At 59.9% G+C, this 18,932-nt stretch carries 13 protein-coding genes; 7 read left to right on the plus strand and 6 right to left on the minus strand.

The annotated features are described in order from the left end of the window. Window positions 1–288 precede the first annotated feature (288 nt). Window positions 289–978, plus strand: coding sequence for a hypothetical protein (locus NW870_RS02930; RefSeq protein WP_414373822.1), 690 nt, complete (start codon window positions 289–291; stop codon window positions 976–978). A 35-nt stretch (window positions 979–1,013) separates the two neighbouring features. Here NW870_RS02930 and NW870_RS02935 read toward each other — a convergent pair whose 3' ends face one another. Next, window positions 1,014–2,411: an aspartate aminotransferase family protein gene (locus NW870_RS02935; RefSeq protein WP_414373823.1), complete on the minus strand. Its 1,398-nt coding sequence runs from the start codon at window positions 2,409–2,411 to the stop codon at window positions 1,014–1,016. Window positions 2,412–2,706: 295 nt separating this feature from the next. Then, entirely contained in the window at window positions 2,707–4,422 is a 1,716-nt protein-coding gene (locus tag NW870_RS02940) for a succinate dehydrogenase/fumarate reductase flavoprotein subunit (RefSeq protein WP_414373874.1), read from the minus strand. A gap of 380 nt (window positions 4,423–4,802) precedes the next feature. On the opposite strand from NW870_RS02940, the gene NW870_RS02945 reads away from it, so the two are divergent. Next, window positions 4,803–5,861, plus strand: a complete 1,059-nt coding sequence (locus NW870_RS02945) for a glycosyltransferase family 4 protein (protein WP_414373825.1) — start codon at window positions 4,803–4,805, stop codon at window positions 5,859–5,861. 105 nt (window positions 5,862–5,966) lie between these two features. After that, on the plus strand, window positions 5,967–8,132 hold the full coding sequence (locus tag NW870_RS02950) for a glycogen debranching N-terminal domain-containing protein (RefSeq protein ID WP_414357002.1): 2,166 nt from the start codon (window positions 5,967–5,969) through the stop codon (window positions 8,130–8,132). Window positions 8,133–8,261: 129 nt separating this feature from the next. Here NW870_RS02950 and NW870_RS02955 read toward each other — a convergent pair whose 3' ends face one another. The 3 genes from NW870_RS02955 to NW870_RS02965 all read right to left on the minus strand — a co-directional run bounded on the left by NW870_RS02955 (window position 8,262) and on the right by NW870_RS02965 (window position 11,465). Next, a complete protein-coding gene (locus tag NW870_RS02955; protein WP_414373827.1) occupies window positions 8,262–10,076 on the minus strand; it encodes an ABC transporter substrate-binding protein in 1,815 nt (604 codons plus the stop codon). A 216-nt stretch (window positions 10,077–10,292) separates the two neighbouring features. Continuing rightward, window positions 10,293–10,802 (minus strand): 2-C-methyl-D-erythritol 2,4-cyclodiphosphate synthase, encoded by a 510-nt coding sequence (gene ispF / locus NW870_RS02960; protein WP_414373875.1) that lies wholly within the window; start codon window positions 10,800–10,802, stop codon window positions 10,293–10,295. 369 nt (window positions 10,803–11,171) lie between these two features. Further along, window positions 11,172–11,465, minus strand: a complete 294-nt coding sequence (locus NW870_RS02965) for a TIGR02450 family Trp-rich protein (protein ID WP_414329949.1) — start codon at window positions 11,463–11,465, stop codon at window positions 11,172–11,174. Window positions 11,466–11,703: 238 nt separating this feature from the next. Between NW870_RS02965 and NW870_RS02970 the strand changes: the two genes are divergently transcribed. Then, window positions 11,704–12,054, plus strand: coding sequence for a hypothetical protein (locus NW870_RS02970; RefSeq protein ID WP_414329946.1), 351 nt, complete (start codon window positions 11,704–11,706; stop codon window positions 12,052–12,054). A gap of 86 nt (window positions 12,055–12,140) precedes the next feature. On the opposite strand, the gene NW870_RS02975 is transcribed toward NW870_RS02970, so the two are convergent. Continuing rightward, on the minus strand, window positions 12,141–13,466 hold the full coding sequence (locus tag NW870_RS02975; RefSeq protein ID WP_414373828.1) for a UbiH/UbiF/VisC/COQ6 family ubiquinone biosynthesis hydroxylase: 1,326 nt from the start codon (window positions 13,464–13,466) through the stop codon (window positions 12,141–12,143). Window positions 13,467–13,789: 323 nt separating this feature from the next. On the opposite strand from NW870_RS02975, the gene NW870_RS02980 reads away from it, so the two are divergent. The 3 genes from NW870_RS02980 (at window position 13,790) to NW870_RS02990 (ending at window position 18,759) form a co-directional block, all read left to right on the plus strand. Next, complete coding sequence (locus tag NW870_RS02980) at window positions 13,790–15,142, plus strand: TldD/PmbA family protein (RefSeq protein ID WP_414373829.1); 1,353 nt, start codon at window positions 13,790–13,792, stop codon at window positions 15,140–15,142. A gap of 123 nt (window positions 15,143–15,265) precedes the next feature. Continuing rightward, the gene (locus NW870_RS02985; RefSeq protein WP_414357914.1) at window positions 15,266–17,236 is read left to right on the plus strand and encodes an alpha-1,4-glucan--maltose-1-phosphate maltosyltransferase; all 1,971 of its coding nucleotides are present in this window, start codon (window positions 15,266–15,268) and stop codon (window positions 17,234–17,236) included. A gap of 53 nt (window positions 17,237–17,289) precedes the next feature. Further along, on the plus strand, window positions 17,290–18,759 hold the full coding sequence (locus NW870_RS02990; protein WP_414373830.1) for a glutamate-cysteine ligase family protein: 1,470 nt from the start codon (window positions 17,290–17,292) through the stop codon (window positions 18,757–18,759). Window positions 18,760–18,932 lie beyond the last annotated feature (173 nt).

Genomic DNA, 18,932 nt, shown 5'->3' on the forward strand with positions numbered 1-18,932 from the left:
GTCTAACTCGGCCCAGGTCGTTCCCCTCTGTCTAGCTTCACCCCCGAAGGGGGAGTCCACAGGTGGGGTTTGCAAAAAGCTAAGACTCTATCTATAGTGTTAGCAGCGTGTGAGACGCTCCTGCTTTTGCGGCTGAGGAAGCAGGTTGGCCGGGTTTTTGAGTTGAATGCCACCGAAGCTCGGCTCTCCTAGAACCGGCAAGATCCCATAGCTTTGCGTTGTGAGGAGTCAAAGCCCATGAGACAGCAGCCCCATAGGTTCCGTCAGAGCTGGACGTTAGCAGCCCCTGTGATCAAAACCAGTGTGGCCGCTCTTCTGTCGTTGTCACTGGTGGCCTGCCAGGAAGATGCCCGCGAACAGCCTGCGGTTACCATCACGCCGATCTCGGTGGTGGCCCCAACGCCCACTCCTTTCCTCATCCCCAGTCCTGTCCCTACGCCGCTGCTCACCCCAACCCCCACTTCCACTCCCCTCTTTAATCCTTTCCCCACTCCCAGCCCCTCTCCCACCGCTTCCTTTGCGGCAGAGCCGCCTTCGATTGCCGTGGTGTCGCTGACGGACGCGCGACAGACAGTACCCTTCAACGTGCTGGTGGCCGTGACGACTCCTGCGGGTTTGGGGGCCGGCATCAGTTTCCGGGTGGAAATCCGGCAAAGCCCCCTCACCCTCACCTTTGATTTCACTGCCGCTGCCGTCGGCTGTCAGCCCAACAGCAAAACCTGCATCGGCACCATCCCCATTACCATTCCTGCTTCTGCTCCCACCGGGGATTATGAAGTGACGGCAATGGTGGCGGATACCCAGGGCCAAATCGCTTCGGCCAAAGCTCCCTTGCGGGTGTTGCCTGCGCCCAGTCCCTCCCCTTCGCCAACGCCGACCGGCACCCCTAATCCTTTTCCTTCGGTGTCGCCTTCGCCTAGCCCCAGTCCCTCTCCCCGTCCCAGTCCTTCGCCGACGCCCAGCCCGAGAAGCTCCTAACTCCCTCGATCCGTTTCTCCTGTCGATGCTCAGGGCTAAGGTAGCTCTTGAAGAACTTGCTTCAAAGTGGTGACTAAGCGTTCAATGTGGGTTTCCTGGATAATCAAAGGTGGGGAAAGGGCAATGGTATCACCTGTAGTGCGAATCAATACCCCCCGCTCGTAGCAGCGCAAAAACGCTTCAAAAGCCCGCGCTGTCGGTCGGCCAGGGATCCCTTCCAATTCAATTGCCCCCACCAAGCCGAGGTTGCGCACATCGATGACATGAGGCAAGCCCCGTAGGGAATGGAGAGCCTCTTCCCAGAGGGGAGCGAGGTTGGCAGCCCGCTCGAACAGGCCTTCTTCTCGATACAGGTTCAGGGTGGCCAAGCCGGCGGCACTGGCAACCGGGTGGCCGGAGTAGGTGTAGCCGTGGAAAAACTCGATGGGGCTCCAGGAGAGTGTCCTGCTGTTGTCCTCTGGACGGTGCAGGTCATCAACGGAACCGGCAGCCTCCATGAAGGCGGTGTAGATCTCTTGCTTGACAATCACCGCGCCCATTGGGATGGTGCCATTGGTGAGGCCCTTGGCACAGCAAATCAGATCCGGCACCACTCCGAAATAGTTGGCCGCAAAAGGGGATCCCAGCCGCCCAAAGCCGGTGATCACCTCGTCGAAGATGAGGAGAATGCCGTACTTGTCGCAAATGGCCCGCAGCTTTTCCAAATAGCCCACCGGCGGCAGCAACACCCCCGTTGAACCGGCAACCGGCTCCACAATTACTGCTGCAATCGTGCTGGCATCGTGGAGAGCGACGATCCGCTCCAAGTCTTCTGCCAAGTGGGATCCCCAGCGGGGCAGGCCGCGGCTAAAGGCGTTTTGCTCCAGGTTGTGGGTGTGGGGCAGGTGATCCACTCCGGGAATGAGGCTGCCGAAAAACTTGCGGTTGTTGGAGATGCCCCCGACCGAGATGCCCCCAAAGCCAACGCCGTGGTAGCCCCGTTCCCGGCCAATCAGCCGCTGCCGGGATCCCTGTCCGCGTATCCGGTGGTAGGCGATGGCCATTTTCAGGGCCGTATCCACCGCCTCAGAGCCAGAGTTGGTGAAAAAAACGTGATCCAGTCCGGCAGGAGTGAGCTGGATGAGCTGCTCTGCCAGTTGAAAGGCTTTGGGATGGCCCATTTGAAAAGCTGGGGCGTAGTCCAGTTGGGCCACCTGCTGTTGGATCGCTTCCACAATCGGGGGACGACAGTGGCCAGCATTCACACACCACAGCCCGGCAGTCCCATCTAGGATTTGGCGGCCATCGTGGCTGGTGTAGTACATGTCTCGGGCGGCCACCAACAGGCGCGGGTTGGCTTTAAATTGCCGATTGGCCGTAAAGGGCATCCAAAAAGGCTCCAGATTCAGCTCCGCTTGCAGAGCGACGGCTGCTTTTTCCAGGGTTTCTTGCATGGCTGGCCCTCCGGCAGTAGATGAGATTTCAAGCTGGCAGAGATGGGATCTCTAGATTTAGATAATTGCTGGAAAGCAGATTTGGATTGGATAGTTATTGTGGATATAGTCGTTTCAAGTTAGGGTGAGACGCCGGGCTGTTGGGAGAAGCCTTCTGGCAGCGCACAGTCAACATTGAGTTAGGGGTTTAGTGTCCTAGTTTGAATCGAAATGACCACAGTCATTGGAAAGAGACTCCGTCTCGCCAACAGGAATGCTAGGGCAATCCTAATCGGCCTGAGATGCCTCTGAAAAGTTAGTATCTCCGCTCCTGAGGGAGAAAGCGGGTGATCACCACGGGGCGATAGCTGATCTGCGGGGATCCCTCGCGAAAGGCAGCCAAGGTGTGTTGTAAAAACCGTTGATCGTCCCGTTGGGGGTAATCTTCCCGCGCGTGGGAGCCACGGCTTTCCCGCCGTTCCAGGGCGCTGGCGAGGATCAAAGCCCCCACCGTCATGAGGTTGTCCAGCTCCAGCGCTTCGATCAGCTCGGTGTTCCACACCTTGCCCCGATCGTCCAAATGCAAATCCCGCTCGTAACGCTGGCGGATCTGTTGCCATGTTTGGATCCCTTCTTGGAGAACCGATTCGGTGCGGTAGACGCCGCAATGCTCGGTCATGCAATCTTGAAATTGCCGCCGCACCTGATCAATGCGGCTCTTCCCTGATCGTTCCAGGAGCCCGGCAATCCGGCTGGCGGCCTGTTTGAGTAGGGATCCCTCGTCCACTTTCGGCAAGGCTCGACCTCTGACGGCTTCTACCATGGCTGCCCCTGTGCGCCGCCCGAAAACAACGCACTCCAGGAGAGAGTTGCTGCCCAGCCGATTAGCCCCATGCACCGAAACACAGGCCGTTTCACCGGCAGCGAACAGCCCTTCCACACGGGTTTGGGCATCCCGCAGTACCTGCCCCTCCACCGTCACCGGGATCCCGCCCATGCAGTAGTGCACCGTCGGTCGCACTGGAATGGGATCGACAACCGCATCGATGCCCAAGTGGCGATGGGCCTCCTCCCAACAGAAGGGCAGCCGAGTGTGGATCTTTTCTGCCCCCAGATGCCGCAGGTCTAAGTAGACAAAATCTTTGCCGTCAATACCGCGCCCGGCCCGCACCTCCGTAACAATCGCCCGCGAGGTGATGTCCCGTGGGGCCAATTCCATCTGGCTGGGGGCATAGGCGGCCATGAAGCGCTCCCCCTTCCCATTGATCAGATAGGCCCCCTCCCCGCGCACCGCCTCTGAGATCAACACCCCCACCGGATACAGGCCCGTGGGATGAAACTGCACAAACTCCATATCTTGCAGAGGCAGGCCGGCCCGCGCCACCATCGCCATGCCATCGCCGGTGGAAGCAAAGTCGTTGGACGTGGAGTTGTAGATGCGCCCATAGCCGCCTGTAGCCAACATAACCGCCTTGGCCCGCACCACCTCCAGCCGCCCGCTGGCCTGCTCCAACATCACCACGCCCTGGGCTTGGTTGTCCTCCAGGATCAGATCCAGCACATACCATTCGCTGTAGAGCTTGACCCCAAAGCGCTTGAGGTTGCTCACCAACTCGTGCAAAATGGCCTGCCCAGTTTTGTCGGCGGCATAACAGGTGCGCGGGTGGCTGTGTCCCCCAAAGGCCCGCTGGGCAATGCGGCCATCCCGCAGGCGGGAGAACAAGACCCCCAAGTGTTCTAGGTCGATGATCACTTCAGGAGCTTCCCGGGCCAGAATCTCCACCGCATCTTGATCCGCTAGGTAATCGGATCCCTTGACGGTATCGAAGGCGTGGGCTTCCCAGGAATCTTGCGGATCGACATTTTGTAAGGCGGCGGCAATGCCCCCTTGGGCTGCTACCGAGTGGCTGCGAATGGGATGGGTTTTGGATACCAAGGCCAGGTCGAGGTTGGGATCCCGTCGCATAGCTTCCAAAGCCGCCCGGCAACCGGCCAGCCCTCCCCCAATGATGACGATGTCGTGCTCCAGCATGGATGCAGGCAAGCTCTCGCAAAGGATGTCCGCCACAGCTAGGATGGCGTTTCCCCATTATGGCCGGCTCCAGCAGCCTCCCCGGCAGCAACTGGGCATAGCTCGTTATCGCTACGCGACGCTTGCGCGAACGCGCCGGTGAGGTGTAGCCCCTTCCCCTCTGGACAAAAACTGTCAGGCCAGAAAATGAGATGCTTTCCGACAAGACCCATCCAACAGGCTTGGCTGGCTACGATAAAGGTTGGGCCTGGCTTTGCCCTTGAAGAACGTTGCAGCTCATGGCGTGGGTGAGAAGCTCTCCCTAGGAGCAGCCGGAAATGCCAGTGAGCCCGGTCTGGCAGACAGCCCTGAGCGGTGATGATTTGGTGTGGAGGATAGCTATGCGCATTGCTCAGATTGCCCCTTTGCATGAGAGTGTGCCCCCCAAGCTCTACGGCGGCACCGAGCGAGTTGTGTCTTGGCTCACCGAAGAGCTGGTGCGGCGGGGGCATGAGGTGACGTTGTTCGCCAGCGGCGACTCCCAAACCCAAGCGCGTCTAATCCCCTTTCGGGAGCGGGCTTTGCGTTTGGATCCCACGGCCATCGACACAGTGGCTCCTCATGTTTTGATGGTCGAGAAAGCCTTTCAGATGGCCGACGAGTTTGACATTATCCACGGCCACATCGACTACTATCCCTATGCCCTGGCCCGTCGCCACCCGCAGGTTTCTTTTTTGGCCACCCTACACGGGCGACTGGACATTCCGGAGCTGCAGCCCCTCTACACCGAGTTTCAGGACATTCCGGTGGTCTCCATCTCCAATGCCCAGCGGCTGCCTTTGCCCCAGGCCCGCTGGGTGGGGACGGTCTACCACGGCTTGCCCCTGGATCTCCACCGTTTCTATCCAGAAAAGGGGGACTACCTGGCCTTTTTGGGCCGGGTCTCCCCGGAAAAAGGGCTGGATACGGCTATTGAAATTGCCGTCCGGGCTGGGATGCCGCTGAAGGCTGCTATCAAGATCGATGCGGTGGATCGCCAGTACTACGAGTTAGAAATTAAGCCTTTGGCCAGTCGCCACCCCAATGTGGAGATCATAGGGGAAATCACCGACCAAGAGAAAAGCGAGTTTTTGGGCAAGGCCTATGCGGTGCTGTTTCCCATCCGCTGGCCGGAGCCCTTTGGGCTGGTGATGATTGAAGCGATGGCCTGTGGCACGCCGGTAATTGCCACCCGTTTTGGCTCAGTACCCGAGGTAATGGCCGACAGGCGCTCCGGCTTTATTGTCGACTCGGTGGAGGAAGCAGTGGAGGCTGTGGAGAAGGTGGGATCCCTAAGCCGAGCCGGGGTGCGGCAGGTGTTTGAGGAGCGGTTTAGCGTGGAGAGGATGGTGTCGGACTATGAGGCTCTCTACCACCAACTGGTAAACGAGCGGCAACTGGCCTCGAGGACGGCAGCCTAGCCTATTAGGGCCCTTGGAAAGCGGTGTCGACTATCGCCGCCATCTGAGCTGAACCTTGCTCCCTCTCTCTTTCGGTTGCATGAGAATCGAAAACAAGAGACCGAGATGGCAGAAGACATCATCCAAATTCAAGATCAGTACTACATCCGGGCCAGCGCCTCTTGGGTGGAGGCACGCTCTCATGTTCTCAAGCATGACAACTGCTTTGCCATCTTTGACCGGCGAGGGAACATGCGCCCCCTCGGCATCCGGGATCATGGCCTCTTCCGGGACGACACCCGCTTTTTGTCCCGCTGGGTGTTGGACTTGCAGGGAAAGCAGTTCCTGCTGCTCAGCTCAGAGGTGCGGGAAGACAAAGATATTTTGGCGGTGGATCTGACCAACCCGGAGTTCACCACCTCAGAGGGGCAGTTTATCGGTCAAGATACCCTGCATGTTCTACGGACTACTTTTCTGTGGAACAACGTAGCCTACGAGCGCATTCGCATTCACAACTACGGCTCGGAGCCGTTTCGCGTGCCGATTACCCTGCGCTTTGAGGCGGACTTTGCCGATATTTTTGAGATCCGGGGCATCCGACGGGCCCAGCGGGGTCAAGTGCTGCCGGCCCAGGTGAACCCTGAGGGAGTGGTTCTCCGCTACCGCGGCTTGGATGGAGTGGAGCGGCAAACCCAGTTGCAATTTTTGCCGGCGCCGGAGCTAGTGTCGGAGAAGCTGGCGCAGTGGTGGGTGCCTTTGGCCCCGCAGGAGGAACGGGATTTGGAGCTGAGGGTGATCTGCAGCTACGGCGGGGAGGAGATTGCCCCTTTGACCTACCGGGAGGCTCTGCAGGCGGAGCGGGAGCAAAGGGCTTCCTTGCGGGCGCAAGCCCACCGGATCGACACCGGCAATGCTCAGTTTAACGATTGGCTCAACGCCTCACGGGATGATCTGCTGATGATGCTCACCCGCACTCCCTACGGGCTTTATCCCTATGCGGGGGTGCCTTGGTTTACCACGGTCTTCGGGCGCGACGCCCTGATCACCGCCCTGGCCACTCTCTGGTGGTTTCCAGACTTGGCGCGGGGGGTGCTGCTGTATCTGGCGGCCCACCAGGCCCAGGAGGTGGATCCCAGCCGCGATGCCGAGCCTGGCAAGATCCTGCATGAGCAGCGCTCCAGCGAGATGGCCAAGACGCGCGAGATCCCCTTTGGCAATTATTTCGGCAGCATTGACTCCACCCCTTTGTTTGTGGTGTTGGCAGGGCGCTACGTGCGCCGCAGCGGCGATCTAGAGCTGTTGCGGCAGCTCTGGCCAAACATCGAAGCAGCCCTGCACTGGATGGACACTTACGGGGATGCGGACGGGGACGGCTTTTTGGAGTATGCCGGCAAGGCGCGGCGGGGCCTGCGCAACCAGGGCTGGAAAGATTCTGAAGATGCCATCTTCTACCCGGACGGATCCCTGGCAGAACCCCCCTTGGCCCTGTGCGAGGTGCAGGGCTATGCCTACGAAGCTAAGCAGTTGGCAGCAGAGATGGCCGAGCTGCTGGGGCGGCAAGAGCAAGCAGCCCAGTTGCGGCAACAAGCGGAAAAGCTGCAGCAGCAGTTTTGGGATCACTTCTGGTGCGAAGAGTTGGGGGGCTATGCCCTGGCTTTGGATGGCCAGAAGCAACCTTGCCGGGTGCGCAGCTCCAACATGGGCCACTGTCTGTTTTCGGGGATCGCCCATCCCGAGCACGCCGCCCGCATTGCCCGGCAACTGCTGGAGCCAGCTTTCTTCAGCGGCTGGGGGATCCGCACGGTGCCGGAGGGAGAGGGCCGCTACAACCCCATGTCCTACCACAACGGCTCCATCTGGCCCCACGACAACGCCTTGATTGCCGCAGGCTTATCTCGCTATGGCTTCAAGGGCGAAGCGGTGCGGGTTTTGACGGCGCTGTTCGATGCCAGCCAGTTTCTGGAGCTGAAGCGGCTGCCTGAGCTGTTTTGTGGCTTTCGGCGGCGACAGCGGGAGGGCCCCACCCTTTATCCGGTGGCCTGTCTGCCCCAGTCTTGGGCGGCGGCCAGTGTGTTTTTGCTGCTGCAGGCTTGTCTGGGGCTGGAGATCGACGGGCTGGCCCAACGGGTGCATTTGACCAAGCCCACTCTGCCCCTGTGGCTGCCCCACGTCATCCTTGAGAATGTGCAGGTGGGCCAGGGATCCCTGGACATCGGTCTCTATCTGCAGTCAGGAGGGGTGGGGATCAACATTCTCAGGAGTGCGGGGGACGTGGAGTTGACGGTGAAATAGTTGCAAAATTCAGGACATCCGCAACCCAACCTACAACTAAGTTTCACCTGCCAAATGTGGCGATAGGGACACAACTCAACAGTTCAGACAGCCTCTCCCTATCCCACATCACCCACATCATCAGAAGTTCTACTCTTGAATGTAGAGCTGATCCAAATTCCACAATGGCCCCAGAATGGGTCGGGGATCCACCCCTTGAATGCGGTTGCGCAGGGCTGAGAGAACCAGGGGGTTAAAAGTGCCAATTTGGGGCAGCTGTTCCTGGATGATGATTTGAAACCGGTCGTAGAGGGCCTTGCGCTTTTCAAAGTCTAGCTCCCGCACCCCTTCGATAAAGATGCGGTCGATCTCCCGTTCCCAATCGCTGACCTCAACCCCTTCTGCCGGGTTGCCGGGCAAATCTCCCAGATTAAAGAGGTGCAAACGGCCGTCGCTGCGCCAGATGTTGGAGCCGTTGTTGGGCTCGGTACCGCCGCCACCAAAGCCCAGCAGCAGGGTTTCCCAGTCGCGGCTATCGGTGCGCTGCACCAGGGTGTTGAAGGCGATGGGGGTAAAATCAACGGTGATGCCGATCCGCTCCAGGTCGGCTTTGATCAACGCGCCGGTGGCCTCTCGCTGATTGTTGCCGGCGTTGGTGAGCAAGGTGAAACGGACGCGGTTGCCCTCGGAATCCCGCAGGTGGCCCTCCGCATCATAGGTGTATCCGGCATCGAGGAGCAGTTGCCGCGCTTTTTCAGGGTTGTAGTCGTAGGTGGGCAAGCCCTCTTCGGGGCTGAGGTAGAAAGGGCTGGCGGGGGAGAAGACCGAGTGCTGGATCTGGCCCAACCCTTGCAGGACGCTATCGACGTAAAACTGCCGGTTCATGGCGTGGGCCACCGCCCGGCGGAAGTTCAAATCGTTAAACCAGCGGCTTTTGACGGGATCCACAAAAGGCCGCCCGGTCTGGGGGTTACGGGCGCGGCTGAGGTTGAAGGCAAAGAAACTGTTGTTCAATGTCTGGCCGAGATTGTAGATGGTGAACTGATCCCGTTCTTCTTCCCGCTTCAAGAGCTGAAAATCTCTCCCCCGCACCGAAAACACGTCGGTCTCGCCGGAGCGAAACTGCAGCAGCGCGGTGTCCTCTGAGTCCACAATGCGCAGGATTACCCGTTCAATGCGCGGGATCCCTTCCCCCTTCCAGTAGTAGGGATTGGGCCGGTACACCAGCCGCTGGCCAGGGGTGTATTCCTGCATGACATAGGGGCCAGCCCCCACCAATTGCTGCACCGGCGTGTCGATACCCCAGGTTTGCAAGAAAAGGGGGTTGCCCCGGCTGTCCAACTGCTCGACAGTGGGCTCGAGGATGTGCTTGGGCAAAATAGGGGATCCGGCCTGCAGCAGAAAGGGAGCGAAGGGCTCCGGCAAAACGAACTCAATCCGCCGCTCGTCCAGCGCCTGCACCTGAGGCAATGCTCCGGCTTCTCCAATTCGCTTCACATCCCGCGCAGAAGTCGGGATCCGCTCGTTGAAGATGATGCGGTTAAAGGTAAAGTCCACATCTGCTGCTGTCAGAGGCTCTCCATCCGACCAGCGCAGCCCCTCCCGCAAGGTAAAGACATACCGCAAGCCGTCCTCAGACACTTCCCAGCCTTCCGCCAGCTCCGGTTTGGGCAAGAGGGTATCCTCATCCAAGGTGACCAAGCCCGCCTCTAGGTAGGCGATAGCGTCGCGGCTAGAGCTTTCGGCGGCCAAATAGGTGTTGAAGGTTTTGGGATCCGAAGTCACCGTGGCAACCAGATGGGGGGGGCGGGTGGGCGTGGCACAAGCGCTGAGCCAGAGCAGAAGGATCCCTAGTAGAGAGACAAAAAGGTTCCTCCTGAGTCGGTTTGCCGAGGTGTTGTTTTGGCCCGCCATTTCTTTTGCCAAGTCGTTGTTCCAAGCAAGTTTGGGACGGCTCGCCCGCATCCCGCGCCCTGTGGCCCAAGCGCTCCGCGCTGCTGAGGCCCTCACCCCCAGCCCTTCTCCTAGAGGAGTAGCCCCCCTCCCGGCCCCTTTCCCAGAGGGAAAATTGGGGATCCAGGTAATGGGTGGTTTGACTGCGACTTGGGCAGATTCTGCGTTTTTGAGGGAGCGATTGCTTGCCAGTTTGGCAGCTCAGGCAGTGGGGTGACCAGGTTCTTTTCAGATTCTGATGGGAAGGTCAGAGGAAGCTTGTCCTCTCTGTTCCAGCAACAGGGCTACTGCGAAGGCAGCAATGGCCTCTCCCTGACCTATGGGGCCCAGTTTTTCGTTAGTAGTAGCCTTGACCCCCACTTGCTTGGGGGAGATCTGCATCGCCTCTGCCAGGCGGGCCTGCATGGCGGGGATGTGAGGTTTGAGCTTGGGCTGCTCCGCCACCACCACACTGTCTACATTGGCAACGCACCAGCCCTCTTGGCCCACCAGCTGCACCACTTGCTGTAGTAAAAGGATGCTATCTGCCCCTTTCCAACGCTCTTCTTCAGGGGGGAAGTAGTAGCCAATATCCCGCAGAGCGGCAGCCCCCAGGAGAGCATCCATGATGGCGTGGGTGAGGACATCGGCGTCGCTATGGCCCAATAGCCCCTTTTCGTAAGGGATCCGGATCCCGCCCAGGATCAAGGGGCGCTCTGCCACCAGGCGGTGAATGTCGTAGCCCTGACCAATCCGCACTTTTCCGGCTCCCTTGGGAAAACCATCGAGACCCTTGTCGACCATCGCCCCCTCCGAGGAGCTAGGGGGATGGGAGTCGAGTAACCGACAAGCAGCTTTTGAGAACGCCTCTTTCTATTCTGCCGGCTCCAGAGGGGAATAGCAGATGGGACAAGACGAACCACTGTAGCAGTCGAAGCAGATGAGGTGAGACTTCCCGTAGGGATTGGCGCAGCGCTTGGCCCACTGATAATCGCTGTAGCTAGGATAAGATCTTTTCCGCAAACGTCACATCTGGCCATCCCGCTTTCTTCTCCTCAAGCTTCCGAATTAAAACACCACACTAGAGAGATGATCCTAATCGATCCCTGAGCCCCAGCTTGAGAGAAACTATCCCCCAGCCCTGTCCAGAAGGGGATCCTGCCGCCCACAGGGGATCCCGTCTTCGAGAGGCGTCCAGCCCGGCTGCCAAAGATCCCGGTTCTTCAGGGTGGCCGCGTTGACCCAGAGGCGCACCTGGGGATCGCAGACGGCTCTGAGCTCGGCAAACACCAGCCCTCCTTCCCCTTGTTGGCGAGCGGTGACCTGAAAATGTCGCCAACCCAGAACAGGCTGAACGGAAGTCCATTTGGAGCCGAGGAGGTGCGGGAAAGGCTGTTTCCGACGGGGTTTGTTGCGAGCCACGGGACGGAGGGTGCGAGCGGGTAAGGGATGAAAGGGACCCAGCTTTCCGGCCATCCCTGAGGACGGCAGCGGGGATCGAGGGGAGCGGCAAAGCCAGCCGAGATCCTGAGTTTCCCTCAGATCCGCCTGTGATCGGTATGTGTGATCGGTATGATCGAGGGGATCCCTTTCCACTCCAGCCTATCCAACCATGGAGCAGCACCGGCAACGGCTTCAGTTCTCTTTCTGGCAGGCAGTCTTGAAGGGGGGCCTTCTGTTTCTGATCCTGGCTGGCCTAATCTTGGGAACAGGCCTGCCCTTGGGAGCGGCAACCGGCCCCACTTTGTCCGGCAAACTTACGGGGCCAGAGTGGCGACAAGCAGACCCGGAGGCCAAGCAGGACTTTTGTCGCAAAGCCTTTCAAGCGTTTCGCGCCTCTCCTTCCCAAAGCTATATCATCAGCTCCAATGTGCAGGCTTTGACCCCAGAAGGTTTGTGTCGGCGCTTGGATCAGTTTTATCAGTATGCCGTCAACGACGAGATCCCCATCAACCAGGCGGCCAATATTGCCCCATTGCTGTTTTCAGACTTACCTCTGGAGCAGCCTTGATCCCATGTGGATCGCTTGTCCTGCCGAGGACATAGTGACTTTCTCTTAGTGAGGATCCCAGCCCGGCTGTGACAGGTTGGCCGGATTCAGACAGGTGTGGGCAAGGGTTCCAGGGGTGTAGGGAAAGGGAGCTGTTGGAGTTGGGGTTGTTGAGGGCGGATCCCCATCGCTTGGCGCATCAAGGCAGGCTTGAGCAGCGGCAAAACCTCCAGTCCCCACAGGCCCAGGCGACGCAAGACCAGCAACGGCCAGCTTCGGTTGGAAAAGAGGCGATTGGCAGCATCGGTTGCAAAAAGAACCAGCGCGTTTTCTGGGCGGCGACAGCGCTCGTAGGCTTGTAGCAAAGCCGGATCGCCGGGATCCCGGCCCGCCATTTTGGCTTCGATCAACAGGGCAGCCAAGGCCGCCACATCCCGCATGCCCAGATTCGCTCCCTGCCCCCCCAGCGGATGGGTGGTATGGGCAGCATCCCCCACCAAAGCCAGCCGGGATCCGATGTAGGTTTGGGCATGGGCCCGCTGTGGCTCATAACAGGCTCTGGGAGAGGCCGCCAGCAACGCTCCCAACTGGGATCCAAACCAAGGCCGGATGGCCTGCAGAAACTCAGCCTCAGATAAGCCCATCAGCCAATCTCGATCCGCTTGGCGAACTGTCCAGACGACACAACTGCGATGGGGATCGGGGGTGGGCAAAATGGCGAAGGGGCCGCTGGCCTGAAAGCGCTCGTAGGCCACCTGCCGGTGAGGATGCTCATGGGTGAGGGTGGAAACGATGCACACCTGCCCATAGCCCCAGCGGGATAACGGGATCCCAGCCTGTTCCCGCAGCCGCGAACGGGCCCCATCTGCAATCACCAGCAGAGCAGCCCGCAGGGTTTGCCGGGATCCCTCCTGAGCCAGCAGCTCTACCCGCAGGTGATCTGCTGCAGGGGAGAAACTTTGCACCTGGGCGGGGCTGAAAAGGGTTACCGAAGGGCACTCGCGAATGCGCTGCAACAGAGCCTTTTGGGTGATTTGATTTTCCACGACGTAGCCCAGGGCCGGCGCTTGGAGCATCTCACGGCGCAGCTGAGCCACCCAGGGGCCTTCCCCATCAGAGACCTGAATGCGGTGGATGGGAGAGACTCCCCAGGCTTCCATGAGGGGCCACACCCCAATTCGCTGCAGAATGCGGGCTGTCCCCAGAGCCAAAGCGCTGGCTCGGCCATCCGCCCCCACCCCCTGCGAGAGATCCCGCCCCTCGATCAGCCCAACACGGATTCCGGCCTGGCCCAAAGCGGCTGCTAAGGTGGATCCCACCATCCCAGCTCCGGCAATCACCACTTCAAAATCCAGTCGCCTCGGCGGGACGGTGTCCTCGGCTGTTGTCGGGGCAACGGCGAGCGGGGCAGTGGAAGTGGGCAAAAGGCTCATGGGCACTCACGGCAAGTAGGCTTAACTTCCATTCTAGGGTTCCTGCACCCGGCAGGCCGCTAAGGACAAGCGGCAAGTGGGGTCAAAGCGCCACGAGGGATCCCTTTTGATCTCAGACCCTTTGTTTGCTGCTGCAGGGTGGAATCCCTGTGGGTAGCTCTCTGCTGATTGTTGCCCAGGGGGAGCGGGCCGGAAGGTGCGCACCAGAGTGACGTTGTTGGACGAAGGGGTTGGTGCTGGGATCCCATGGGCCGCAGGGGGCTGGGAAAGGCATCCCTGAGCCATAGCCGATAATAGGACTGTCCTCTTGCCATCTCACTTTTATGCCCAGCTCCATCATTTCCCCGGAAAACCTGCTGGATCTTTGTGAACAGGGTGTACACAAGGCATTGGCTGCTGGAGCCGACCAGGCAGAAGTGTTTGCCAACTCAGGCCGGGAAACGGAAGTCACTTTTGAGAAAAATGACCTCAACCTGGCCCGCAGCAGCAGCGAGACCCTGTTCGGCATTCGGGTTTTCTGTGGCGGCAGGCTGGGCTTTGCCACCTCCAACCGCCCGGAAGAGCTGGCCGAGACGGCGGCTGAGGCTGTAGCCATGGCCAAGGCTTCGCCGGCGGATCCCCTCAACGGGCTGCCGGAGCCCCAACCTTTGCCCCAGGTGCCCTTTGCCCTTGATCCGGGGCTGCTGGAACTGGATGCCGCCACCCTGACCCAGTTGGGATCCCAATTGCTGGAGTGGGTGCGCTCCAAAGACCCTCGCATCACCATCGACAGCGGCTCCCTCAGCGTTGAGGAAGAGACCCTGGCTATCGCCTCTTCCACCGGCATCCGCGCCAACCATCACAGCGTGGAAGCGGGGGGATCCCTCTTTGGCATGGCCATTGATGGGGACGAGGTGGGCAGCTTTGCCTACGACGGCGACAGTGTGCAGAAGCGGGCCGATCTGGTGCCGGCGCTGGAGCGGGCTTTTGATCGCTTTGTCCAGAAATGCGTGGGCGCGCTGGGGGCTGGCGAGGGGGAGAGCTTCCGCGGCCCCATTGTCCTGCCGCCAGATGTGGTGGAGGAGTTTCTAGGGGATCTCCTCTTTGTGCTGGGGGCAGATGCGGTGCGCAAAGGCAAAAGCCCTCTGGCGCAAAAAATGGGATCCCGGATCGCCAGCCCGTTGCTCACCGTGGTTTCTGAAGGCCTGGGCCTGCCCGGCTACCCCATTGAGCCCTTCGACCGCGAAGGGATCCCTCGCCAAATCACCCCCTTGGTTCACGAAGGGATCCTCTGCAACTTCATGTACAACAGCTACGAGTCCCGCGCTGCTGGCGTTTCCTCCAACGGCCATGCCACAGGGGGAGCAGGCAGCCTGCCGGGAGTAGGGCCGGCTTGCCTGAGGGTGGCCCCAGGGACAACCCCCCTGTCCGAGCTCTACGCGATGGATCGGGGAGTTATCGTCACCCGCCTCTCCGGCAGCAGCAACCCCATTACCGGTGACTTTTCTGGGGTGGTGAAAGGGGGCTTCTTGGTCAAAGGCGGCGAGAAACGCCCCATCCTGGAGACCACCATTGCCGGCAATCTCTACGATTGTTTGCGTAATATCTCCGCCATCTCACAAGAGGTGACCGTTTTCAACGGCAGCACGGCTTTTCCTGCTCTGCGCATTGAAGATGTATCGGTAACGGCTGGCTAGTCGCGCCGGCGGGACGGAGTCCTGAATAACTGGGTATCGTGGGGGGCGGACAAGCCTTCCTGACCAGAGGGTGGAGAGTAGCCAGTCTGCGAACAGGCAGGAGACAAACAGAGGGTGGATCCTATGTGGCCAGTAGAGGGTCGGCAGCGCGTCATCATCGAGGCGGTGACACCGGAAATCGACGGCGGGCGCTACGCCATCAAGCGGACGGTGGGAGAGTATGTGGTGGTGGAAGCGGACATCTTCGCCGACGGCCACGATCAGCTCTCGGCGGTGCTCTGTTTTCGCGAGGCCGGTGCAGAGGGTTGGCAGGAGATCTTCATGGATCCCATCGGCAACGACCGCTGGCGGGCCCAATTTCAGGTCACTCAGATCGGCCAAGCTTCTTACCGGATTTTGGCCTGGGTGGATCCCTTCAAAACCTGGCAGCAGGATCTGTACAAGCGGGTGGAGGCCGAGCAGGATGTTTCTGTGGAGCTGCTGATCGGGGCCGAGCTGATCGAGCGGGCCGCCCAACAGCAAAGCGGCGATCGCGGTGGCGGCGCGGAGCACTCTCTGCAGGCAAAGCTGCGCAACTACGCCCAAACACTCCGCCAAGGGGGGGATCCCGCCATAGAAGCAGCCCTATCCCCCACGTTGGGATCCCTGATGCAGGTTTACGGCGAGCGCCCTTTTGTCAGCACCTACCCAGAGCGGCGGGTTTGGGTGGATCCGGTCAAAGCCCGCTTCAGTGCCTGGTACGAGCTGTTTCCCCGCTCCTGTGGCCCCAACGAACACACCCACGGCACCTTCCGAGATGTGGTCGCGCGGCTGCCGCTGATTGCGGAAATGGGCTTTGATGTGCTTTACCTGCCCCCCATCCATCCCATTGGGCGCACCTTTCGCAAGGGCAAAAACAATGCCATGACCGCCGAGCCAGAGGACGTGGGTTCTCCCTGGGCCATCGGCGGGCTGGAAGGCGGGCACAAAGCCATTCACCCCCAATTGGGATCCCTGGCCGACTTTCATCATCTGGTGGCGGAAGCCAAACGGTTCCACATCGACATCGCCCTGGATATTGCCTTTCAATGCTCTCCGGATCACCCCTATGTAAAAGAGCACCCGGAATGGTTTAAAAAGCGGCCCGATGGCAGCATTCAATATGCGGAGAACCCGCCCAAAAAGTATCAGGATATCTATCCCCTCAACTTTGAAACAGAAAACTGGCAAGCCCTTTGGGAAGAATTGAAAGGTGTGATCGAATACTGGATTGACCAGGGGGTCAAGATCTTCCGGGTGGATAACCCCCACACCAAGGCATTCGGCTTTTGGGAGTGGTGTATTGGTCAGATCAAAGCCAAGCACCCGGAGACGATCTTTCTGTCCGAAGCGTTCACTCGCCCAAAACTGATGAAATCGCTGGCCAAGCTGGGCTTTACCCAGTCCTACACCTATTTCACTTGGCGCAACGACAAGTGGGGCCTGACCGAGTATTTCACCGAGCTCACCCAAAGCTCAATGCGGGAGTACTATCGCCCCAACCTGTGGCCCAATACGCCCGATATTTTGAACGAGTTTTTGCAAAAGGGGGGTCGCCCGGCTTTTATGCTGCGTTTGATCCTCGCGGCTACCCTCGGGGCCAGCTACGGCATCTATGGCCCGGCTTTTGAACTCTGCGAAAACCGCCCGCTCCGTCCCGGCAGCGAAGAATATCTGGACTCGGAAAAATATCAAATCCGCCACTGGGATCTGGATGCCCCGGATAACTTGCGGCCTTTGATCCAGCAGGTGAACCGGATCCGGCGACAAAACCCGGCCCTGCAGAGCGACTGGAGCTTGGTGTTTCATCCCACCGACAACGAGGCCCTGATTTGCTATTCCAAGCGCACCTTCAGTGGCGATAACCGCATTTTGGTGGCAGTGAATTTGGATCCTTTCCACATTCAGTCCGGCTGGGTCACCCTCAACTTGGGGGCTCTGGATTTGGAGCATTGGCAAACCTTTAAGCTGACCGATCTGTTGGACGGCCAGCAGTATTCCTGGCAGGGATCCACCAACTACATCAAGTTGGATCCCTGGACGATGCCTGCCCATATTTTTCTCCTGGAGAGCTGAAGACCCTGAGAAGGACAGTACAGTGGTGTCATGCCCTCTGCGGAGTTCTCTCGATGGGCCAGGAGATTGCCTGCCTCAGCTTTGGCGCCGAAGACTTTGCCAAGTTCGCCGCTCAACTCCGGCAAGAGACGGATTTGCTGGAGCGCTGGTTGGCCGGTGCGCCGGGGCTGGATCCGGCTTGTCAGCCCTTTGCCCAGGGATCCCCGGTGGGCGGGTTTGAGCTGGAGGCATGGCTGGTGACCCCTCAGGGAGATCCGGCCCCGATAAACTCAGCCTACCTGGAAGCGGTGAACGATCCGCTGGTGGTGCCGGAACTGGCCCAGTTCAACGTGGAGATCAACAGCCGGCCCCAAGTTTTGGTCGGCTCGGCTCTGCGGCAGTTTCAGCAAGAGCTGGGCCAAACGTGGGATCGCTGTTGCCGGGTGGCCGAACACTTGCAGGCGGGGTTGATGATGATCGGGATTTTGCCCACGGTGCAGCAAAAGCAACTGACCTTGGAGATGATCTCCCCCCGCAAGCGTTACCTGGCCCTCAATGAGCAAATCCTGAACTTGCACCGGCGCGAGCAATCCCCAGGGATCCCGTCTCTGGGGCTGGAGATCGAAGGGCCTGCCACCCTGTTGCGGGTGGCTCACCCCGACATCATGCTGGAAGCGGCAACCACCTCTTTCCAAATCCATCTGCAGGTGGCCCCCCACCAGGCAGCCCGCTACTTCAACGCTTCTCTCATCGCCTCGGCCCCTTTGGTGGCGCTGGCGGCCAATTCCCCCTACCTGTTCGGGCACGATCTGTGGGCAGAAACCCGCATCCCTTTGTTTGAGCAAGCTTTGGATGGGCCACCCCCGCCCTCCCCCACCCACTGCCCCCGCGTCACCTTCGGGCAAGGCTATGTACAGGGATCCCTGATGGAGCTGTTTTGGGAAAATGTGCATCGCTACCCGGTGGTGCTGCCGCAAACGTTGGCCGCCTCTCCCTGGGAGCTGGCCCATCTGCGCCTCCACAACGGCACCATCTGGCGCTGGAACCGCCCCCTCATCGGCTTGGATCCGGTTCCCCATCTGCGCATCGAACAGCGGGTGGCGGCGGCAGGCCCAACCCTACCCGATATGATCGCCAATGCGGCCTTCTACTTTGGTCTGGTGCAAGCCTTGGGATCCCAGCCCGTCCCCCCCGAGCAGGAGCTGAGCTTTGCCCAGTGCCGCGCCAATTTCTACACGGCGGCCCGCTGGGGTCTGGAGGCCCCCATCACTTGGCTCAAGGGTTGGCAGGGATCCCTGCGCCAATTGCTTTTGCAAGAGCTGCTCCCCCTGGCCGAGGGAGGGCTGGCCCAACTGAACTTGGCCCAACAGGATATCCAAGTGTATCTGGGCATTCTCCGCGCCCGCGTCGAGTCGGGGCAGAATGGGGCCACCTGGCAGCGCCGCTATGTCGCCCGGCATGGTAAAGATATGCAACAATTAACCTGTGCCTACTGGGAACGGCAGCGGCAAGGCCAACCGGTACACACCTGGGATCTCAGCTAGGGCTCTCTCCACAGCCGGTTGTACCAGCGGTGGGCCACCGCGGCGGCAGGACGGATCCCTGGCCCGCATCTCGAGTGGGCAAACTCTCTCTCAGATGGCCTTGTTGCGACCCGAGCTACCGCAGCGAAACGGTTCATTCGCGACCAAGGACTTCGTTGGACTTCTGCTCCCTC

It is taken from the genome of Synechococcus sp. R50.1, from assembly GCF_047462115.1.
Classification (GTDB): Bacteria; Cyanobacteriota; Cyanobacteriia; order Thermostichales; family Thermostichaceae; genus Thermostichus.

What these genes read in the sequence shown, in the direction of transcription:
- NW870_RS02935 (WP_414373823.1), bottom strand. Translation starts at nt 2,411, where the DNA reads ATGCAAGAAACCCTGGAAAAAGCAGCCGTCGCTCTGCAAGCGGAGCTG.
- NW870_RS02940 (WP_414373874.1), bottom strand. Translation starts at nt 4,422, where the DNA reads ATGCTGGAGCACGACATCGTCATCATTGGGGGAGGGCTGGCCGGTTGC.
- NW870_RS02945 (WP_414373825.1), top strand. Translation starts at nt 4,803, where the DNA reads ATGCGCATTGCTCAGATTGCCCCTTTGCATGAGAGTGTGCCCCCCAAG.
- NW870_RS02950 (WP_414357002.1), top strand. Translation starts at nt 5,967, where the DNA reads ATGGCAGAAGACATCATCCAAATTCAAGATCAGTACTACATCCGGGCC.
- NW870_RS02955 (WP_414373827.1), bottom strand. Translation starts at nt 10,076, where the DNA reads ATGCGGGCGAGCCGTCCCAAACTTGCTTGGAACAACGACTTGGCAAAA.
- NW870_RS02975 (WP_414373828.1), bottom strand. Translation starts at nt 13,466, where the DNA reads ATGAGCCTTTTGCCCACTTCCACTGCCCCGCTCGCCGTTGCCCCGACA.
- NW870_RS02980 (WP_414373829.1), top strand. Translation starts at nt 13,790, where the DNA reads ATGCCCAGCTCCATCATTTCCCCGGAAAACCTGCTGGATCTTTGTGAA.
- NW870_RS02985 (WP_414357914.1), top strand. Translation starts at nt 15,266, where the DNA reads ATGTGGCCAGTAGAGGGTCGGCAGCGCGTCATCATCGAGGCGGTGACA.
- NW870_RS02990 (WP_414373830.1), top strand. Translation starts at nt 17,290, where the DNA reads ATGGGCCAGGAGATTGCCTGCCTCAGCTTTGGCGCCGAAGACTTTGCC.